Genomic DNA, 19,591 nt, shown 5'->3' on the forward strand with positions numbered 1-19,591 from the left:
TTTTTTTACAGGAGGAACAGTATGATACGACTAGCTACTGAACAGGACGTCAAACAGATTGCGACCTTGTTGCGCGAAAAAGCCGAATTGTTTCAAGCACGCGGGAGCCAGCAGTGGTCCGCTTATCTGAAGGAAGATTTACAGCAACTGGTCGCAAACGATCTGGCGGCCGGGCGACTATATGTCTTTGAACAGGGGACGGAACTGCTCGGTTCGATTGCGCTGTTGCCGTCGCTCGCCTGGGATCAGACGTTGTGGCCGGATACGGAAGGGCTGTACATCCACCGGATTGTCGTCAGCGAGACGGCAAAAGGTCTTGGCGTCGGCAAACAACTGTTGCGGTATGTCATTGCGGTCACGACGACAGAGCAGGAACGGTTGCGTCTCGACTGTCTTGCGACAAATGACTTCTTGAACCGTTATTATGCGTCCTTTGGTTTTGAGCCTCAAGGGATTCGTGACGGTTTTGCGACATATGAGTATAAGGAAACACCGGTTCTGAAATAACGGGACATTTAGATAGGACAAGTTCCGTCTGCTTTGGTATGGTTAGAAAAAGAATGTTTCGAGGAGTGATCGGATGCGACTTCAGATTGGTTTTATCGGCTTTGGAAAAAGTACGACCCGGTATCATCTGCCCTACGTCATGATTGAGGACCATTTTGATATCACCTGGATTTATAATCGAAAAGCAAAACCGGAATTAGAGACAACCTATGCGTCTCGATTGCCGCATGTCCGCTTTACAACGGATTTGGACACGATGCTGAACGATCCCGAGCTTCAGGTCGTTGTCATCAACACCCCGCCGGCGACGCATTTCGCCTACGCCCTGCAAGCTTTGCAACACGGAAAACATGTGTTGGTCGAAAAACCGTTCACCGTAACGGAGCACGAGACGCACCGGTTGTTCGAGGAAGCAGACCGGCAAGGGGTCAAGCTGCTGGCGTATCAAAACCGGCGTTTTGACAGCGATTTTCAAGTCGTCGAACAAGTCATCCGTTCAGGCAAGCTCGGACGACTCGTCGAAGTGGTCTCACACTTCGACCTTTACCGGCCGGACGCGGCTCCGGCCATTCCGCGTCCGGAAAACGGTGCCTTATACGGTCTCGGTGTCCATACGATTGATCAAATCGTTGCCCTGTTCGGGAAACCGGACCGGGTCGGTTACGATATCCGGACGGTCCGCCTAGCCGGCAATCCGGATGATACGTTTGCCCTCGATTTCTATTATCCGGACTTAAAAGTCAGCGTCCGGACCAGTCATATCGCGTTAGCGGGTGCTCCGCGCTGGATGCTTCATGGCACAAACGGAACGTTCATCAAACAGCATATCGACCGGCAGGAACTTGATCTCAAAGCAAACTACTTCCCGGGAGAAGAAGGATTTGGTGAAGACTCAGAAGATGATTTCGGTCGTCTGTTGTACCATGACGATCACGGTCATCTCCAGGATGTCCGGATTCCAAGCCCGGTCGGAGACTACGGCAAATTATACCGTGCCTTTTATGAAAGTATCGTCCACGGGACACCGTTGCCCGTCTCCGAAACCGACACGAAATTGGTCGCGCACTTGATAGGGCAGGCTTTTTCGAAACCGTCCCCGTTCATTTTAGAGCTTCAAAACTGATTTTTACTAAATATCAATATAATTACATCTCAGCAATCTGTCTATACAGAGCTGAGATTTTTTGTTATAAAGAAAAAGATATCGCTATTTCTCAGAATTTTCTTGTGGAATATTGATTAAAATTCCAAAAAGATGGGAAAAATGTGTGTATTACAGAAAATAAGGGGGTTTATCATGAAAAAAATCATTACGTCCTTCATTTTGGCAGGGGTTTTGTTCGGTGTGTTCAGTCCATCGCTCATTGCAGAAGCTGCCACGAAGCTGACGGTCACGACAGATGTATTACGTGTTCGTGAGAAACCATCGACAACAAGTAAAATCTTGGGGAAAATCACAAAAGGAGCCGTCTATACTTCAAACGGGACGTCCGGCAGTTGGTATAAAATCACGTACAAATCAAAACCGGGTTACATACACAAAGATTATGTCCGGACGTCTACGACATCGAAGTATACGTCGACCGGCGCGCGTTATACGACGGTCGGGACATTAAACGTCAGAACTGCTCCAAGTACGACAGCGAAAACCGTCACACAACTAAACAAAGGTGTAAAGGTCGCATCTTACGGAACATCCGGCAGCTGGACACGTATCTTATACAACGGTAGCTACCGTTACGTGTCGACACAGTATTTGACGAAAACGGCACCAAGCAGTTCGTCGAAACAATTGAACGTCCCGTATTACAACCAGTATACGCTCGGTTATCCGTCAGGCTGTGAATTCGTTTCACTGAAAATGGCACTCGAATACAAGAAAAAGGCCGTTTCCGCGTCTTCCTTATATAACCAGATGCCAAAAAGCATGGCAAACGCCACTTATAAAAATGGTAAGTATTACTGGGCCGATCCGGAAAAAATGTTTACCGGAAATCCGGCAGGAACACTCGATTATTATAAAAACTGGGGTATTTATCCGAAAGGCATCCTGCCGCTCGCGAAAAAATACCGCAGCGGAGCTGCTGATATCTCGAAACAAGGGGTCAGCAAAATTGAAAGTGAAGTCCGTAACGGAAACCCGGTCATCGTCTGGGCGACCGTCGATTTCAAAAATCCGTACGGTTACTTCTCTTGGATCAAGCCGGACGGTAAAACGTTTACCGGTTACCGCAACTACCATGTCATGCTCGTGACAGGTGTCTCAAGCAGTGCATTTACGGTATCCGATCCCTACCGTGGAAAATATACGGTCAGCCGTTCACAATTTACGTCTGTTTACAAAACGACAGGACAGTACGCGTTATCTGTCCGTTAATCGATTGACCGGTGAAGCGGTTGGCTTTACCGGTTTTTTTATGCGGTCGACCAAGGGCGCTTTTTTAAAGAAATGGGAATCGATTTAAAAATCGTGTAAAATAATTACAACCTCTGTAAGTTCTTCTTGAAAGGAGTGGTGAAGAAATGGATGACCAACGACTGGAACAGCTGGAACAGGAAATCGTCCGCTTAAAGGCTCGTGTCGATCAATTGGAACACCAATCGGCAAAAGAATTGCCGCCGGAACCGGTCTCTTCCGTAACGCGCCCAGCCGTCCGACCGGCGTTCGTCAAAAAAAACCGGACACCCGTCGTGAAAAAAGCCCGAACACGGGAGGAATGGGAAAACGTCCTCGCGACGGTCTGGTTACCGCGGATCGGGGCGATTTTTGCAGCAATCGGGGCGATTTTTCTGTTTTCCTATGCGTCACTTGCCGGACTGATCAGCCCGGCGGTCCGGATCGGAAGTGGTGTCGTCATCGGTCTGCTCGTCATGGCCCTCGGAGAATTTCAGTATGAGAAGAAACGACGTGAGCTCGGCGTCGGGCTTGTCGCGACCGGAACGATTGTCTCCTTGTCGGCGTTATTTGCCGGTATGGCCTTATATCAATTTTATCCACCGCTGTTGGCCTTTTTCTTAGAGATTGTCGTACTCGCGATCGCATATGGATTAATGTTGTGGATGCGTTCGACGGCATTGCTGGTGCTGGTTTCGATTACCGGCTTTTTATTGCCGTTTCTTCAGTTGACGGACGAGCCGAACGTCTTCCTCTTTTTACTGTACGAAGTGCTGTTGTTTACCGCCTTGCTATTTGCTGTCCTTCGTCTGAAAGCGGTCAAGGCGTACCCGGTTGCTGCCGGCGTCTTTTTCCTGGCGCTTGTTTTCGGCAGTCTCACTGTCAATTTTGAGACACGTCCTCTGATTGATGAAGTGACGTTACTCGTTGCCTCTGTTATGGCTTATCTCGGTCTCGCCTATATCGGGACGCGACTGCCGCTCACGTATAACTATCCGAGCTGGATAGCGGGCGGGTTCGTCCTGCTCAGTCTGTCCGTGATCGATTGGCCGTTTGGTTACGGACTCGCGATTCTGTTTGCACTACTCGCTTACGTCGTCGCGAATCAAACGAAAGACGCGTGGCAAAATGGTGTCGGTCATGTCGCCGTTCTGTTTGCGATTTCGCAGATACCGGTCGATCCACTGAGTTTCGGTGATCAATTCCGTTCAATTCTCTACGCTCTCGTGATTGCCGGTTTATGGTTCGTCAAACGTCAGCAAGTACCACACCAACGATTTTTCGGGATTGTCGTGTATGTGATGTTCGTGTTATATACGATCGGAACATATGAAACGTACCGCTTCAACGATCAGTCGTATGCCGTCTCCGTGTTCGGTCTGACACTTGCAACGACAGCGTTCATCGTTCTGCTCGTTCGGACGCACGGGGAAGCAGTGTGGCGGAAATATTGGCAGCTTGTGCTGTTTTTCGCCGCTGCCGGTGTGTTCGTCACCTATACGCTGATTGTAATGGAACTGCCGTTTTACGCGGCGCTTGATCAAACGGATCGCAGTACGACGTTATCTGTTGCCTACATCCTGTTATCGTTTGTCCTCGTGGCAATCGGCCGAATTCGCGGGACAGCGGCCTGGCGCCTGTCCGGTCTGCTGTTGTTGTCGGTCAGTGCTGTCAAACTGTTGTTGTTTGACTTGTCGTTCTTGTCGTTGATTCAAAAAGCGTTTGTATTTATCGGCTTCGGCATCGTGGCCTTTATCATTTCGCGGACGTATTTCAAGAAACGTGAATCCTGAATCAGTCATCCTCCCTCCAGACAGCGCCGTCTGAAAGGGAGGATTTTTTTATTGAAATATATTGATAACGATTATCATTATCGACTATACTGATTGATGAACTTACTTAACGATCAGGGGGAACCATCCATGCGACATACAAAAACACTGGCCATCGGACTTTTATCGATGACGGCTTTACTGGCAGCCTGTAACGAACAGACCGCGACGACGAAACCGGCGACGCCCAAGCCAGACCCGTTCAAACAGGTCGTGGCCGATTACCGGACCTATGCGATTGCAGAACTGGAACAGTTTACGAAACAGACGGAAGCGTTCACGACAGCGGTCAAAGAGGGTGACTTGGCAGAGGCGAAAGCGCTCTACGCACCAACGCGGATGCATTATGAACGGGCGGAACCGATTGCCGAAGTATTCGGGGATCTCGATCCGAAAATCGATGCCCGTGAAGGGGATGTCAAGGAATCGGAATGGGGCGGTTATCACCGGATCGAACAAGGACTGTTTGAAAAAGGGACGACCGAAGGATACGAAGGATACGCCGATCAATTGATGCAGGATGTTCATCTGCTCCGGGCAAAAGTCGAAACCGTCGAGGTGACTCCGGAACTGCTTGTCACCGGGGCGACTGATTTATTGAACGAAGTTTCGACGTCGAAAGTAACAGGGGAAGAAGACCGCTATTCCCACACGGACTTGTATGATTTTGCAGCCAATGTTCAAGGGGCGGAAAAAATTTATCAACTGTTGAACCCGGCGCTTCAAAAACAGGATGCCGCTTTGTCGAAAGAGATTGCCGCCCGCTTTGCTGATGTCAACGGTTTACTGGAAGCCAAAAAGAAAGAGGATGGGTATGTTCTCTATACCGCGTTATCCAAAGCGGACGTCAAACAATTGAGTCAAGCCATCAACGAGCTGGCCGAGCCGCTCTCGAAGATGGGGATCGTACTGGAGGGCTGATCGATGACACGAACTACTTTAGAAGCGGGCGTTACACGGCGTGACGTCCTGAAAGTTGCCGGACTGACCGGACTCGGAGCTGCACTTTACGCGAGCGGGCTCGAACGGTGGTTACCGCGTGCCTTGACCGCCGAAGCGACGGATCAGGTCCCGTTCTACGGCAAGTATCAGGCGGGTATCCTGACACCGCCCCAAAATCATGTCCAGATCGTCGCCTTTGATGTCCAGACGACACGACGCGATGAATTGATTGACCTCTTGAAACGCTGGACACGGGCATGCGCCCGGCTAACGGCTGGCTTGCCGCTCGGTGACTCGGACAGTCTGTACGTCCCGCCGGAAGATACGGGGGAGGCGGAAGGGCTGTCAGCGAGCCATCTGACATTTACGTTCGGTTGCGGACACGGTCTGTTTGCGGACGACCGGTTCGGAATCGGTCATAAGCGTCCGAATCTGCTCCGGGAGTTGCCGGCTTTTGATCTTGATCAGCTCGACCCGAAATGGGCGGGCGGAGATCTTGTCGTTCAGATTTGTGCTGACGATCAACAAGTCGTGTTTCATGCGTTGCGGAACTTGACCCGAATCGGTCGGGGCGTCGTCAAAATCCGCTGGACCCAGACCGGTTTCCAACGGTCAAAAGCAGCGGATGCAACAGGAGGGACACCACGGAATCTGTTTGGATTCAAGGACGGAACCGGAAATCCGGATGTCTCGCAGCCTGCTATTCGGAATAAACACCTCTTTTACCAGTGGCAGGACGGGGCACCATGGATGACAAATGGCAGTTTTCTTGTCGTCCGCCGGATTCAGATGCATCTTGAAGTCTGGGACCGGACGATTTTGAAAGAACAGGAGCGCACCTTCGGCCGAGACCGGGCATCCGGTGCACCACTCGGTTCAAAAGACGAATTTGCATCCGTGACGCCAAGTAAACGCATGGCACGCGGGGAAGCATCACTTCCGAAAGATTCGCATACGGCAGTCGCGCACGGATCAGGTGAAGAACAGTTGTTACGCCGCTCCTACTCCTATCAGGCGGGCATCAATGAAACAACCGGGGCACTCGATGCCGGCTTGTTGTTTTTATCGTACCAGCGGTCACCGGAACAGTTCATCACGATTCAGCGGCGTTTAGCGGCGTCCGACCGTTTAAATGAATACATTACCCACCGCGGCAGTGCTCTTTTCGCCTGTTTCGGCGGGATTCAACAAGGAGGCTACATCGGTGATGCGCTCTTTGCTTAACGTGTTCCTGGCACTGTTCCTCTTCACGGCAATCGGCAGTCCGGTTGTCCACGCGGATTCCGAGACAGATGCGCTGTACGTCTCGATTGGTCAAGCGTTGTCAGCAGTCAATGACAACGACCGGAGTACGCTCGGGACGACTTTGAACACACTTGAAAAACAGATTGACCGCCTGCCGGCTTCTGCCGAACAAAAGGTCATTCAACATCGGTTGACAGAAGTTCAGAAACAAACCGACCTCCCGGAGATCAGACAACGCTTGACGGAACTGTCGACAGCCGTCCGGACGCTGGAGGAAACAGATCAGCCGAAAACAGATCCTGCGGCTAAAAAACGCTTAACAGAGTTGTTCGGCTGGACGAAACAGCTCCGGCAGGCTACGACGATGCCTGAACGTCAGCAGCTGCAATCCGACTTACTGCAGGCGTGGACGGACCGCGAGACCGTCGTCCGGGAGACAAGCATCGGTCATTACGGTCAAGTCGAGATGGGGTTGTCTGCCATCCGAATCGCTTTGGCGCGGGAAAATTTTGATCAGTCGGAGCTGAATGCAGCACTCGATCAGTTTGACGCAAGCATCCGTTCTTTCCTGCAAGGTGATACCGTTCAAGCGGCGGAACAGACAGGATTGTCCGAACTGACAGCCTTGCTGAAACAGACCGATCAGCAACTCGCTGCCGGGAACGTCCCGGCGGCGCAGAAGACGCTGACGGCATTCATCGAACGATGGCCGAGCGGGGAAGGGGAGGTCCGGACCCGGAGCAGTTCTTTATATACGACGATCGAATCGGAAGTGCCGGTGCTGTTGTCACGTTTAGACGAGTCGACGGTTGACGCCACCCGGACCGATTTGGCACCGATCATCACGTCACTTCAGGTCTTGGCGCAGAAAACGACGTATTCTTTTGTCGATGCGATGCTCGTCATGTTACGGGAAGGGCTCGAAGCATTGCTGATCATCAGTGCACTGGTCGCTTTCACTCGAAAAGCCAAGGTGACGGGAGAACGAATGATTTGGAGCGGCGCACTGTTCGGATTACTTGCTAGCGGAGCACTGGCGCTCGTGATTCAACAATTCTTTTCGACGGCACTTGCTGCTGTCGGTCGGGAGCAGATTGAAGGATGGACCGGACTGGCCGCGGTATTGATGATGCTGCTCGTCGGTTCCTGGTTACATTCGAAAACGGTTGTTGCTTCACGGCAAACCGGACTGGCAACAAATCTTGCGGGACGGTCCTTATTCGCCGTCAGCTTTTTGACGATTTTCCGGGAAGGGGCCGAGACACTGCTGTTTTATGTCGGGATGGCACCAGCGATGACGACGACTGCTTTGGCCGGGGGAATCATTTTAGCGATCGGACTGGTCGGTATCTGTTCACTCGCGGTTATTTATTTCGGGGTGCGTCTACCGATCAACCGGCTCTTTTTAGCGGCGACCGGATTGATTTATCTTATGGCCTTTAAAATCTTAGGCGCCAGTCTGCATGCGTTACAACTGACAGGCATCGTGCCGATTCATGCCGTTTCCTACCTGCCAACCGTTTCCTGGATCGGTTTTTATCCGACGTACGAAACGATGATACCGCAAATCTTGTTATGTCTGGTGGTCGGGCTGACGTTAGTATTGAAACGGCGTCCGGCGGTCCGTTTGCGAAAAACCGGTTGATACGTTTTGGCGATTCATGTTTTATTCATTATGTTTCGGGAATAACTTTATATCGAGAGTAGAAAGTCGGCTCGCATGAAGGAGAGGAAACAAGATGATTGAAACTAGAATCGTACGGAACATGACAGCCGTCGACGCAGAAGTGACGAGCTTGAAGTCAAGCGGTTATTCGAATAAACAAATTTACATTTTTGCGAAGGATGAAGAGTTGGCGGAACGGATTGCCAACGACACGCAGACGTTAGCGTATCGTGTAACTAAAAAATCATTTTTCGAGACATTGATGTCGACCGTCCGCAGCAACCGGAAAGACCGGATTGCCCAGTTGTCGGAGCTCGGTATGACGAAAGATGTAGCTGAAGATTTGGAAGAGGAAGTCCGACACGGCCGGATCGTCATCGTGGGCTCAAAATCCGATCTGCTGAATCCGGCGTTTGCCGCCTCTTATGTCGAAGACGAGACGACAGAGTACGGAGCAGGTGTACCAAAGCTCGAAGAGGAAGAAACGACGACAACCTTGCCGGCTGACCAAAATGTCAAGCTAGATAAAAAATAAGGGGTGTCCATGAAAGCAGGAACTGACAAGCCGGTCAGTTTTTCAATAGACAAGGGGGACGGATTCAGATCCGTCCCCCTTGTCTGCATGTATAAGAAGATTTTTGGATAACCGGATTTTTATGTGATGGATTCACGGACGTCCATTATTGTGTCAGACGAGATATGACGTCGTAAGCCGGTCGAGGTCTTGATTTCAATGAGACCGCGGGCATGAAAAAGAGCCGTAACCGATCCGGTCAACGTGGTTTCGTTTCCCTGATCCAGATAACGGACCGCCCGCTTCGAATAGCATCTTCCAACAGTTTGGAAAAAATCATTTTGGTTTGTGTCGTCGTTCGGACAGGATGTGCTTTGTACAAGTGTTCCAATTGCAGGATATGATTACGTGTCGTGCGTTGTCTCCACTTCCGCTCCGTGTGCTTTTTGGACTGTAACACGTTGTTCCACCTCCGATTGAATCGTTTAGACCACTGCATCAAAAATATTCCCGATTTATTTGGGAGATAAACCCGCTTCAGGAAGAACAAGTCATCCGGTACCGGGAGACAAACAGAGGATGGTTTTGAATGTCCGATTTGCGGAAAAAGACTAGAAGTATGCCACGAACAGAGGAGGAACTGTCTGATGGAACGAAGTACATTGATTGCTCTTGAAAAACACTTATATGCCGTTCAGCTCGAACTGGACGGACTTGCCCGTCTCATCACGAAACAGTTGATGCAACTCAGTCAAGTCGCCGGGTCTGTCGAACACTTCCGGCGGATGAGTTTTGATTTATATCAAAAACGGGAGACGCTTGACCGGATCCCGCCCCAGGTCTTATATGAAACTGCGTTGGATTACGAAGACTTTCTCGATGAAGAGTTTGACGACATTCCGGCATCCTGGGCATTACGGCAAGATGAAGCGGAAGCGCTCGATCAGTTATGGTGGTTTGAATTTTTCCGGATTCAGGCGGACGTGGAAGACTGGTTGAGTCTCTACCTCATCCGGCGCATCCGGGAGGACATCCGGTACGTCCCGCCGGTCATCGAAAAAAATGCATATGCGCTGTCGGATGATGCCCGGCAAGTCTTTTGGCGTCTGTTGCAACGTTCCGTCGCCAAACCGTCGTCGAAAATCAAGGCGAATCAGCTGTCCTGCCGAATGTGCATAGCGGAGATTGCCCGATATGCCCGCTTTAATTTGGAACGGACCCGCTTGGCAATCGAAGAACTGACGGCGCGGGGAATCATCTCCATTGAGGAAGAAAACGAAAAGCTGAACCTCCGTGTCCGCCTACAAGTGATTTAAGGCGATAAAGCGTTCAATCATTCGTTCGTCGCGACGCGCAGACGGCCCGATCCAAATCAGGTGACCAGGGCTCGCCGACTCGATGAACTGGGCATGCGCAATGGCACGCCGGGCGTAAAGGGCATGTTCGAACGGGACGGCCCGGTCCGCTTTGGAGTGAACGATCAGCACCGGACAACGGATGGCCTGCAGGAGGGGACGATCGATCTGTTGCGTCAAGTCAAACAACACCCCCCGGCCCGGTCCGTTCTGCAATCCGACTTGATACAACAATTGCTGGTCGGCTCCATTTAATTGACGGCGGATCTCGTCCCGTTGCAACAGACTCGTCATTTCAACCATCCGAACGGATGCTTCCTGTGGAAACTTAACCAATTTATCTTTCACGTAATGCCACAGGATCCATTGCACGAGTTGCAGCGGACGCTGAAGGAGCGGTTGGACAAGCCAGTCCTGATAAGGAAGTGAAATCTGGTGTGTCATCGCACAGGCTAGTACGAGCGAACTGACAGCTGGATTACCGCTCGCCAAAGCAATCGCGGTCGGTCCACCGGCAGAAATGCCGTATACGGTGTAACGTTCGATGTGACGAGAAGCCAGCCATCTCCGGTAAAAAGCCGCCAACTCGCCGGGTGACGAGGCGACACGGAGCGGTGTTTTTCCATATCCAGGACGAGATGGGACGATGACCCTGTAGCCGGCTCCGATTAATCGTTCGACGTGATAGACTTCCCGGTAATCGGATTGTGTTCCATGAATCAATAAAATGACGGGACCGGTTCCGCTGTCACGGTAATCAAATCGGTAACCTTCCCAATCGGCAATGTGTTGCATCCAAATTCTCCTATCTCTTAAATATTTCCATATTATTGTTATTCTTAATTTCTTTTTGAGGTATAATCCAAGTATAATCAAACATCTTATGGATAGGAAATGAGGATGCCCCGTGCCAAATGAAAAATTATCCAATCGGGATCGGTTGTTAGCCGTTCGAGACATTTTTGAGCAGTATTCAGATGAAGAACAGACGTTGACATTAGAAGAATTGAGTACCGAACTGTCGAAAAGAGGACTGATTGAAAAGCTGTCCCGCAAGTCCTTAAAAGAGGACATTGCTGCTTTGGCTAAATCAGGATTCGATATTCATGCGGAAGAAACCAAAAACGGTCTTGCGATTCCGTATCACCTGGTCAGCCGTCCGTTCGAATACCATCATTTACGATTACTCGTGGATGCGATTGCCAGCGCCAAGTTCATCTCTGAGAGTGAAACGGAGGTTCTGGTCCGTAATATTCATACGTTAACGAGTAAACGTTTGGCAAAAACGTTGACGCCGGTCATACATACCGTCAAGAAACCGAAAGGCGTCATCCCGTTTTCGATTGATACCATCCAAAAAGCGATCATCGAACAGGACATCATCAGTTTTCAATATCAGGGCAAATTTAACGAACGGACCCGAAAGTTCGAGTTGCGTCGCGACGGGGATTACTATCTCGTCACGCCGGCTCATCTGATCGTCGATAACGGGAACTACTACTTGATTGGACGGGATGAACGGGTCGAAGAGATCCGGACCTACCGCGTGGATCGAATCGTTAATTGCAGTGTCTTTGAGCCGGCCCAGACACCGGTCGAGGTCGAAGCCACTTATTTGAGCAGTATGTTCAATATGTACGGTGGCGAACAGGAACAGTTGACGTTAAAGTTCCATGAGAGCGTCATGCCGACTGTCGTCGACCGGTTCGGGACGGACATTCGTTGCCGGCGTCTCGAAGGGGACTGGTTTGAGGTCAAGGTCGGAGCGCTGTTTTCCCAAGGTTTCATGATGTGGTTGATTCAGTTTGCGGAGCAAGCGGAGATTTTGGAGCCGGCTTTTTGCCGGGAGGCCTTCAAGAATAAAGTGTTGGAGCTTGCCAAGGTGTATCAAGCAGGTGTTCCGGTCAGTCCACAGATGAATGAAAGTGTCTAAAACGAACAGAGAAGATCTTTTGCTGAAGGGAGCAGAAGATCTTTTTTTTTGTCGTTTTTTGTCGTATATTCATATTTGAATATTTTTAAGGGCTTTTTCCGATTACCATTAAGGATATCTTATTTTTGTTACAGGAGGGGCATCATGCAACATATGGAAAAACCACGGATGGGAAGCGTTATTGCGGGCGTGTCATACCTCTTTTTCATCTGTTTATCCTACACGTCTTGGTATTTATTATCGATTTTCGCCTTTAATCTACTCTTTAGTACAGAGCTTTTGATGTCCATGGATCTTGTGGTCTTCGGCTTTAGTCCTTTATTTGCGTTAGGGATCACGATGTTTTCACTGAAAGTGCTGAAACGGCATGCTCAGCCGAAATTCGCACCCTACATATTGTTAGTCTATAGTGTCTCGACTAGTGTCTTGATCTATTATTCCGTCATCTACTCGATGTTGCCGCGGATCTGACGACGCTTGCATGGTCCCGTCTTTTGGAATATGCTACGTGTAGAGTACCAGCATGTCTTGGAGGAGGGGATACGATGAATACACAGTATATCCTGGACTGGATGCCACTCGTGCTTCCGGTTGCTGCCATCGTCTTTATTGTTATCATCGCGCGTAAAGCGTCTAAAATTGATTCTAAATAAGAAAAAGAAGGTGTTCCGGTATCGGAGCACCTTCTCAGATTGTAGACAAACCCTCATTTCAACGTTGAAATGAGGGTTTGTCTTATGTAGTCGTATAAAATAGTATGAAAAACAAGGATTCCCACCGGAATCCCATAACCAGTTCGCCAATTTTTTGAGGTTCAAGGCACGTTTAGTATCTTACTTACAGATACATATCGATTTTTTTAATTACGTGCTGAATGAACATTATCCATTTCAGCCTATGTTTTGTACCTAGTCTTCATAATAATTTAAGAGAATAAAGAGCCGATCAAATCCACTATTCCTGTTACGAATAAGAATGCTAAGTTAATTATAAGGGTAACTAACATCCCAATAGTTGCTTTTTTATCATTGAATGAACTTACTTTTATTAATAATAATATTGAACACAAACAAGTAATAAAGCTGAAAGCGAGACCAAGATGTATAGGTGCTGTTGAAAAAATAGATGAAATAAATTTAAAAAAATCATAATTAAAAAAAGAATTATAAATAAATAAAAATAACAAAAATGTAATAGTATATAATAACCAGCGTATTTTTTTCATAAACGCTCCTTTCTAAAGAGATATTCAAAAAAGATATCCCTAAAAAATTAATTTAAATCTATCTCAAGTCAATTTAATCCTATAATATTTGAGGATGGAAGGGGAGTTTTATTTTGAAAAGAAAAATAATGATTAGTTTATCTATGTATTTTTAATTACATCATCTTCTCAACACTTGGTAAAGGCCGAAGACTCTGATGTAAATGATGATCCTGTAGGTACATACAGTGCAATTAATCCTGGTGGGGATGTGACGGCATCGTTTTCCTCAAAAATGTTAAAGAATGCCGCATCACTTTATCAATATACAATATCCGATAAAACATATCCTATAGGCACGGGATACTATTTCACTGGAAAGGTTAATAGTAGAGGTCCTTGGGATTACAAGCATGCGTATGGAGTAAATGACAGATATGTATTCGGTGGAAGAGTGATGAAAGGTGAAGATTTAGGGAATATGCATTTTGGATATGTTGGACGGTTTGGTGGATTTCAGCCGAAAGTACTTTTAGCAGCAACAGGTGCAGTGCAAATTAAATGTAAAACTTCAAATGTAAATTGGTATAAGTCTTATTTCGATGATCCAAACGACCAAAAAAGTATAAAAATAGGAATCAACTATGCAGATAATAAAAACTTGCCGACTAAGTCATCTAATTCTAGTGTTACATATCAATCTTTATCTAAAACAAATCTTAAAACAGAAGCAATTCAAGAAGGAATAAATCAAAACAATATGAGTTTTCCAAACGGAATGACAGAATCTCAGTTCTTGAATCAATTAAGTTTTAAAGAAAGAACACAAATAATCAATGAAGCAAATAAAAATTCTGAAGAAATTTTAAATGACCCTGCATATGAAAATATTTTAAACGAATATGATATTGTTAATTAAAAGTTGACAATGTATTAAGTGACTATTAATACGTTGTCTTATAAACAAAATCAGTCAGGATATTTCATATCATACTCTTACGACATGAGTAGCTAGATGAACATAACTGCTTACATTTGTTTAAATCTTTTTATACCTGGAACAGACCTCTTGAAGGTCTGTTCAGACTGAAGACAAAGTAGTGGTTTTTCTCTTTATCGAGAAGAACCACTACTTTGTCTTCAGTCTGAGAAGGTGCTCCGATACCGGAACACCTTCTTTTTTTGGATTCAGCGTTCGATTTGTTCGCGGACATATTTCCGGAACAATTGAAGATCGTACGCCGGCTCGCTGCGGCTGAATTCAATGCCGTCGAGAAGCCGCGCATGGGCAACAGCTTCCGGAAATTCAATCCGTGTCAGCCATTCGACGGTCGTCTCGTCATGGCGTCGCGGGAAAGCCTGTTCGAGTTGCGAGGCGATTTTCAGAAGCGGATGCTGGCTGTGTTTTTTGACAGGCGCTGCCTGCTTCGGCATGGTCATCCGGGCGACCGGTTCAGCCTCCGTTGCCACGACCCGGCGTTTACGAATCAGGTAGAACGTGAGACCGACGGCGAGAAGCGCCAGCACCACTCCTGCCAGGTTCAAATAAAACAGTGTTTCGGAACTCAGGGTAGCCGCTTTTAGACTTTCCTGCGGGGCGATGTCTGATAAACCGGATGTACTGTCGGCTTTCGTTTTTTGATCGATCTGTTCCGCGAGCGGTAATGTCCAGGTGAAGAGGGAACCGAACGCCTCGAGGGCCGGACGGGTCAGGTTTGCGACAGAACCGAACAGCGCTTCTTTCAGCAACCGGGTCAAGGTGACGAGGACCAGACTGGCACCTAGAAACAACGAGACACCTGCGACAATCCGGCGCCATTCAATCAGATGCTGTCTCAGGAACGGAATTCCCCAGACGAAACCGAGCAGAAGATACGCACCGAGCGGTGGATTGAATCCGGGTAACAGTAAACACAGTCCGGTCAGAACCGTCGCACTGACGGCAAATTTATACGGGTGATCCACGGTCTCGAGCCATGCGCTGAGTGCAATCGCAAGCAACAGCAGGATGCTGATCAGCGGGGAAATCAACAGAAAAGCAACAGCTGCCGCCAGTTGAACGCCGATCCGGATTGGGCGCGCCGGAATGACGGCGAGCAACGGGAAAATCAGAATGATGAGCGGGGCTTGCAACAAGCTGATGACGAGAATCCACCAGATGATCATGCGCTCACCCCCTTATGGCGGTGTCCGAGATGAATTTCAGCTGTCGTCGACGGAACGGCCCGTTGAAGCCGTTTCGTGAAGTAACGGCGTTCGAGCGGTAAATCATATTCGGAAATCCGGGCGAGACATTCCATCGTCCGCAAGAACTGTTCTTTCCCTTTCCCGGAAGGTACGTGATACCACTGTCCGTCCCGGTTGACCATTGAAATCCAGAGGCTGTATGAAGCGCCTTGTTTTTCCAGTTCGCGGATAATTGTTGCCGCCCGGGAGAGTAGCTTTTCAAAGTCGCCGCGTAACGCCAGACCGTCCGCCGACAGTCCATCAATGATGACGGCATAATCATGATTACGCATCCGGTCATACTGGTAGGAATACAGTTCTCCCGTCTTGGCATAAGCAGACCAGTAGATGGTTTTCGCATCGCCCGCGTAAGGGACGACCGAATGAAAGCTCGAGCGATCCGTAAACGGACTCGACCGGTCAATCGTCTCACCGGGAATTTGGCGTTCATTCCATTCGACGGAAGCCGGTGCGAAATCAGGGAAGACATGACCAAGCTGTTGAATCGGTAACGTCAAGTACAGTGTCATCAGATGAAACGGATCGGAAATCATGATATCAAACGACTGGATCCGAATCGTTCCCCGTTTGGCTGCCGTGACATCGATTTGAAACGGCACATGGGCCTGGCGCGGCACATAAACATGTTGCCGCCAAAACTGACTGCTGGCATCCTCAATCCGGACCTGTTCCCCGAGGAGACCGGACACGGTCACCTTCCCAAGGGCAAACCGTGTCGGATTATGAATTTCGAACGGAATGTTGAGTGGATCGTCCCGGAACGCCCGGACGGTTTCGACGAGCCGAACGCTCAGACGTTCTCCGAGGTATTCAAGGTACTTCGGGAAGAGATACCCGTACAACGTGTACGCGACGAGCAGTGTCGCAATCAGGATCGAACCATACAGTGTACAAATACCGGCTGCAACGGCAATCCAAAATAAAATCATCGGATGAAAGGACTTTGGTGTAATCAATTGCATATTACACCTCGGTCGGAACAGTCAATGACTCCAAAATCTGCTGGACCAGGCGACCGTTCGTCATCTTTAATGTCGCTTCAAGTGTCAGGACCAGCCGGTGGGCAAGCAATGGATTTGCCAGCTGCTTGATATCTTCCGGTGTTACGTATGTCCGGTCATGCATCCAGGCCCGCGCTCTTGCCGCCTGGAGGAGCGCCAAGGTAGCTCGTGGACTTGGACCGATCTCAACGTCCCGGTGCGCCCGTAAGGCATCACAGACGTCGAGCAGGTAATCTTCGACGGCATCTTCCATGGTGACCGCCTGGACTTCCTGTTTCCAGGTATTCAGTTGCTCAAGCGGTACCTGGAATGGACTCGGTTGTAAGTGAGCTCCCTGTAACAGGGCTTTTTCGACCTGTCGATCGAGCGGAGCAAACGACAGTTTGAACAAAAAGCGGTCGAGTTGTGCATGGGGGAGTGGAAACGTCCCCTGACCGTCAAACGGGTTTTGAGTCGCAATGACCAGAAAATGTTGCGGTAACGTATAAGAGGTATCTCCGATCGTCACCTGAGCTTCCCCCATCGCTTCGAGCAGGGCGGACTGTGTCCGCGGCGTCGTCCGGTTAATTTCGTCGACAAGGACGATATTGGCGAACAGCGGGCCAAACCGTTGCTCGAATGAACCGGTCAATGGATTAAACAATTCCATCCCCAGCAGATCGGTCGGTAAGGTATCCGCGGTGCATTGAACGCGTGAAAACTTGGCATCCAGTGTATTGGCCAGTGATTTGGCCAGTGTCGTCTTACCGGTACCCGGCCGATCCTCAAGCAGAACGTGACCTTCCGACAACAGTCCGATCAGAAGATAATCTATGACATGTTCTTGTCCGAGGACCGCTTGCTTTAAGTTCGTTCGTAATTGTTGGAACATGGATAAATCCCCCTTTTTGTTTCGTATTCCTAAAGTTTACGAAAATTCAGAAAAAACTGCTAGTGATTTAAGTTGATTTTTTAGATTTGCTGTTTATTATTGGAAAAACAAAGGTGAATAAAAAAATCCTTGACCACTGACAGGCCAAGGAACGGAGTTTTAGTCTTCAAACAGTTCATTCATCAAATCATCAATTTCCTGCCGACGGTTCTGTGTTTCCTCCCGGAGAATCCGGATCGAACGACCGCGCCATTCGAGCCAGTCGCCGATTGTTGCAGCATGGGGCAGACGCGAACGGGGGACTTGCACCGTTTCACGGTTTTCCGTCTCACAAATCGCCTGGTTTCCGTCAAATTCCGTAACGGTCATTTTCATCGTGTATCCTCTCCTTTACTCGGGACGTAAATCGGTCCGGCTTTTGACCTGAATCGTCTGTCCGTCCGACGTGTACTGAACGGTGCCCATCCGGTCCGTCCGATCGACCTGGATACTTTCCGCCGCCAGCGCATTCATGACGGTCGGACGCGGATGGCCATATGAATTGCCTTCGCCGGCTGAAATCAAGGCGCGGGAAGGGTGGACTGCCTGTAAAAAAGGAATTGAGGACGAGGTATCCGCACCGTGATGCCCGACCTTTAACACATCAGCCTTTAAATCCACTCCGGATTCAAGCAAGTCCTGTTCCGTCCGAATCGGAGCGTCTCCCATGAAGAGAAAGGTATTATCGCCATGAACGAGTTGCAGGACTGTACTCCAGCTGTTTAAATCACGGGTGCCGTCGCGGAGCGGGGCGAGTAAGTTCAGTTTCACTTCGTCACTCGGAATCGAAACACCGGCTTTAGCCGTTTTAATGGTGATCCCTTGCCGTTTGACGGCGAGCAGGAAGTCCCGGTAGGTTTCTGTCGTGTGATTGACGCGTGGTGCGTAGACTTGATCGACAGGCAGGGCATCGAGAATCGTATCGAGCCCGCCGATATGGTCTGCGTCCGGATGTGTTGCGATGACGGCTGTCAGGCGGGTGATACCCAGGTTCTTCAGGTAGCGGACGACATCATCCCCTTTGCCGTTATTCCCGCCGTCGATCAAAATCGTTTCGTTTTTCGTCTGAATCAAGGTACTGTCGCCTTGACCGACATCAAAGCCGTAGACGTGAATGACGGTAGACGATTCCGGACGATCACCAGGTAACGGCTCGTCGTCGCGTGTCATATAAAAGATGACAATCAGACAGAGCGCAAGTAGCAGAACGGAACCCCATTTCATACTTAGCCCTCCCGTTTCTCAAACAGATACAACATACCGTTGCGTGGATGACCGAAGCGGGGACCGACATAACCGCGTTTTTTTAAGGCAGTCCGCATCAGAATCATCATCCCGCCGTGTCCGACGAGCAAAACCCGTTCATGTTCTGGTTGTTCAAACGTCAATTGGTTCAGAAGAACCGTAATCCGCTCGTTGGCATCTTTGATTTCCGCTTGAATTCGTTTGCTGAATGGCGCGACAAGGCGTCCGATCAATGCCCAGGCAAGGAACGGGAGACGAATCCGTGAACGGATCGTCGGGAATGGGACTTCCCGTAACAGATCCGTCACGATGATGTCTTTTCCGTAGACGCTTTCCGCCGTTTGAACGGCTCGCGGCATACTGCTGGCGTAACAGATCGTCCAGTCGATATTTCCGAGTTCAACCGGTTGGACATCGATGGTCGAGACATCATAACGCTCAATCCAGGCTTCGATGTCGGCTGCACTGATCCAGCCTTTGGTCGGGTAACCTTCCGTCACCCGGTGGTGTCTGACTAATCCAATCTGTTTCATGATTTTACGACGGTTCCTTACCTTAAGAGACCGTCCACCTCTCTTTCTGTATCTCAATCTAT

The 19,591-nt window shown here is 49.2% G+C and carries 20 protein-coding genes; 12 read left to right on the forward strand and 8 right to left on the reverse strand.

What is annotated here, in order from left to right:
- Positions 1-21 precede the first annotated feature (21 nt).
- The 8 genes from N7U64_RS03530 to N7U64_RS03565 all read left to right on the forward strand — a co-directional run bounded on the left by N7U64_RS03530 (position 22) and on the right by N7U64_RS03565 (position 9,122).
- The gene (locus tag N7U64_RS03530; protein ID WP_318928526.1) at positions 22-507 is read left to right on the forward strand and encodes a GNAT family N-acetyltransferase; all 486 of its coding nucleotides are present in this window, start codon (positions 22-24) and stop codon (positions 505-507) included.
- A gap of 73 nt (positions 508-580) precedes the next feature.
- Positions 581-1,630 carry an oxidoreductase gene (locus N7U64_RS03535; protein ID WP_290826553.1) on the forward strand — a complete coding sequence of 350 codons (1,050 nt, stop codon included), beginning with the start codon at positions 581-583 and terminating at the stop codon, positions 1,628-1,630.
- Positions 1,631-1,804: 174 nt separating this feature from the next.
- A complete protein-coding gene (locus N7U64_RS03540) occupies positions 1,805-2,884 on the forward strand; it encodes a C39 family peptidase (protein ID WP_318928527.1) in 1,080 nt (359 codons plus the stop codon).
- Between the two features lie 146 nt (positions 2,885-3,030).
- Positions 3,031-4,695: a DUF2339 domain-containing protein gene (locus N7U64_RS03545; protein WP_318928528.1), complete on the forward strand. Its 1,665-nt coding sequence runs from the start codon at positions 3,031-3,033 to the stop codon at positions 4,693-4,695.
- A gap of 129 nt (positions 4,696-4,824) precedes the next feature.
- Positions 4,825-5,655, forward strand: a complete 831-nt coding sequence (gene efeO, locus N7U64_RS03550; protein WP_214767015.1) for an iron uptake system protein EfeO — start codon at positions 4,825-4,827, stop codon at positions 5,653-5,655.
- Positions 5,656-5,658: 3 nt separating this feature from the next.
- The gene (efeB, locus tag N7U64_RS03555; RefSeq protein ID WP_318928529.1) at positions 5,659-6,900 is read left to right on the forward strand and encodes an iron uptake transporter deferrochelatase/peroxidase subunit; all 1,242 of its coding nucleotides are present in this window, start codon (positions 5,659-5,661) and stop codon (positions 6,898-6,900) included.
- Positions 6,884-8,566 (forward strand): FTR1 family protein, encoded by a 1,683-nt coding sequence (locus N7U64_RS03560; RefSeq protein WP_318928806.1) that lies wholly within the window; start codon positions 6,884-6,886, stop codon positions 8,564-8,566. Before efeB ends, N7U64_RS03560 begins: the two co-directional genes overlap by 17 nt.
- 94 nt (positions 8,567-8,660) lie before the next feature.
- Positions 8,661-9,122 carry a general stress protein gene (locus N7U64_RS03565; protein ID WP_114595719.1) on the forward strand — a complete coding sequence of 154 codons (462 nt, stop codon included), beginning with the start codon at positions 8,661-8,663 and terminating at the stop codon, positions 9,120-9,122.
- A 238-nt stretch (positions 9,123-9,360) separates the two neighbouring features.
- Here the strand turns inward: N7U64_RS03565 and N7U64_RS03570 are convergent, their stop codons facing one another.
- Positions 9,361-9,561 carry a hypothetical protein gene (locus N7U64_RS03570; RefSeq protein ID WP_318928530.1) on the reverse strand — a complete coding sequence of 67 codons (201 nt, stop codon included), beginning with the start codon at positions 9,559-9,561 and terminating at the stop codon, positions 9,361-9,363.
- Positions 9,562-9,748: 187 nt separating this feature from the next.
- On the opposite strand from N7U64_RS03570, the gene N7U64_RS03575 reads away from it, so the two are divergent.
- Complete coding sequence (locus tag N7U64_RS03575) at positions 9,749-10,417, forward strand: hypothetical protein (RefSeq protein WP_318928531.1); 669 nt, start codon at positions 9,749-9,751, stop codon at positions 10,415-10,417.
- On the opposite strand, the gene N7U64_RS03580 is transcribed toward N7U64_RS03575, so the two are convergent.
- A complete protein-coding gene (locus N7U64_RS03580) occupies positions 10,403-11,251 on the reverse strand; it encodes an alpha/beta hydrolase (protein ID WP_318928532.1) in 849 nt (282 codons plus the stop codon). The two genes, N7U64_RS03575 and N7U64_RS03580, sit on opposite strands and share 15 nt — an antisense overlap.
- A 112-nt stretch (positions 11,252-11,363) precedes the next feature.
- Between N7U64_RS03580 and N7U64_RS03585 the strand changes: the two genes are divergently transcribed.
- The 3 genes from N7U64_RS03585 to N7U64_RS03595 all read left to right on the forward strand — a co-directional run bounded on the left by N7U64_RS03585 (position 11,364) and on the right by N7U64_RS03595 (position 14,512).
- Positions 11,364-12,389, forward strand: coding sequence for a helix-turn-helix transcriptional regulator (locus N7U64_RS03585; protein WP_290826571.1), 1,026 nt, complete (start codon positions 11,364-11,366; stop codon positions 12,387-12,389).
- A 144-nt stretch (positions 12,390-12,533) separates the two neighbouring features.
- Complete coding sequence (locus tag N7U64_RS03590; RefSeq protein ID WP_012370479.1) at positions 12,534-12,860, forward strand: hypothetical protein; 327 nt, start codon at positions 12,534-12,536, stop codon at positions 12,858-12,860.
- A 929-nt stretch (positions 12,861-13,789) separates the two neighbouring features.
- On the forward strand, positions 13,790-14,512 hold the full coding sequence (locus N7U64_RS03595; RefSeq protein WP_318928533.1) for a polymorphic toxin type 44 domain-containing protein: 723 nt from the start codon (positions 13,790-13,792) through the stop codon (positions 14,510-14,512).
- A gap of 269 nt (positions 14,513-14,781) precedes the next feature.
- Here N7U64_RS03595 and N7U64_RS03600 read toward each other — a convergent pair whose 3' ends face one another.
- The 6 genes from N7U64_RS03600 to N7U64_RS03625 form a co-directional block, all read right to left on the reverse strand.
- Entirely contained in the window at positions 14,782-15,759 is a 978-nt protein-coding gene (locus N7U64_RS03600) for a hypothetical protein (RefSeq protein WP_318928534.1), read from the reverse strand.
- Entirely contained in the window at positions 15,756-16,802 is a 1,047-nt protein-coding gene (locus tag N7U64_RS03605; protein WP_318928535.1) for a DUF58 domain-containing protein, read from the reverse strand. The genes N7U64_RS03600 and N7U64_RS03605 overlap by 4 nt, the downstream gene beginning before the upstream one ends.
- A gap of 1 nt (position 16,803) precedes the next feature.
- Positions 16,804-17,712 (reverse strand): MoxR family ATPase, encoded by a 909-nt coding sequence (locus N7U64_RS03610; protein WP_318928536.1) that lies wholly within the window; start codon positions 17,710-17,712, stop codon positions 16,804-16,806.
- Between the two features lie 159 nt (positions 17,713-17,871).
- Positions 17,872-18,087 carry a DUF3006 domain-containing protein gene (locus N7U64_RS03615; RefSeq protein ID WP_318928537.1) on the reverse strand — a complete coding sequence of 72 codons (216 nt, stop codon included), beginning with the start codon at positions 18,085-18,087 and terminating at the stop codon, positions 17,872-17,874.
- A 15-nt stretch (positions 18,088-18,102) separates the two neighbouring features.
- Positions 18,103-18,975 carry a ComEC/Rec2 family competence protein gene (locus N7U64_RS03620; RefSeq protein WP_318928538.1) on the reverse strand — a complete coding sequence of 291 codons (873 nt, stop codon included), beginning with the start codon at positions 18,973-18,975 and terminating at the stop codon, positions 18,103-18,105.
- A gap of 2 nt (positions 18,976-18,977) precedes the next feature.
- Positions 18,978-19,529 carry a histidine phosphatase family protein gene (locus tag N7U64_RS03625; protein ID WP_318928539.1) on the reverse strand — a complete coding sequence of 184 codons (552 nt, stop codon included), beginning with the start codon at positions 19,527-19,529 and terminating at the stop codon, positions 18,978-18,980.
- Between the last annotated feature and the right edge of the window lie 62 nt (positions 19,530-19,591).

The organism is Exiguobacterium sp. K1, from assembly GCF_033721435.1.
GTDB lineage: Bacteria > Bacillota > Bacilli > Exiguobacteriales > Exiguobacteriaceae > Exiguobacterium_A > Exiguobacterium_A artemiae.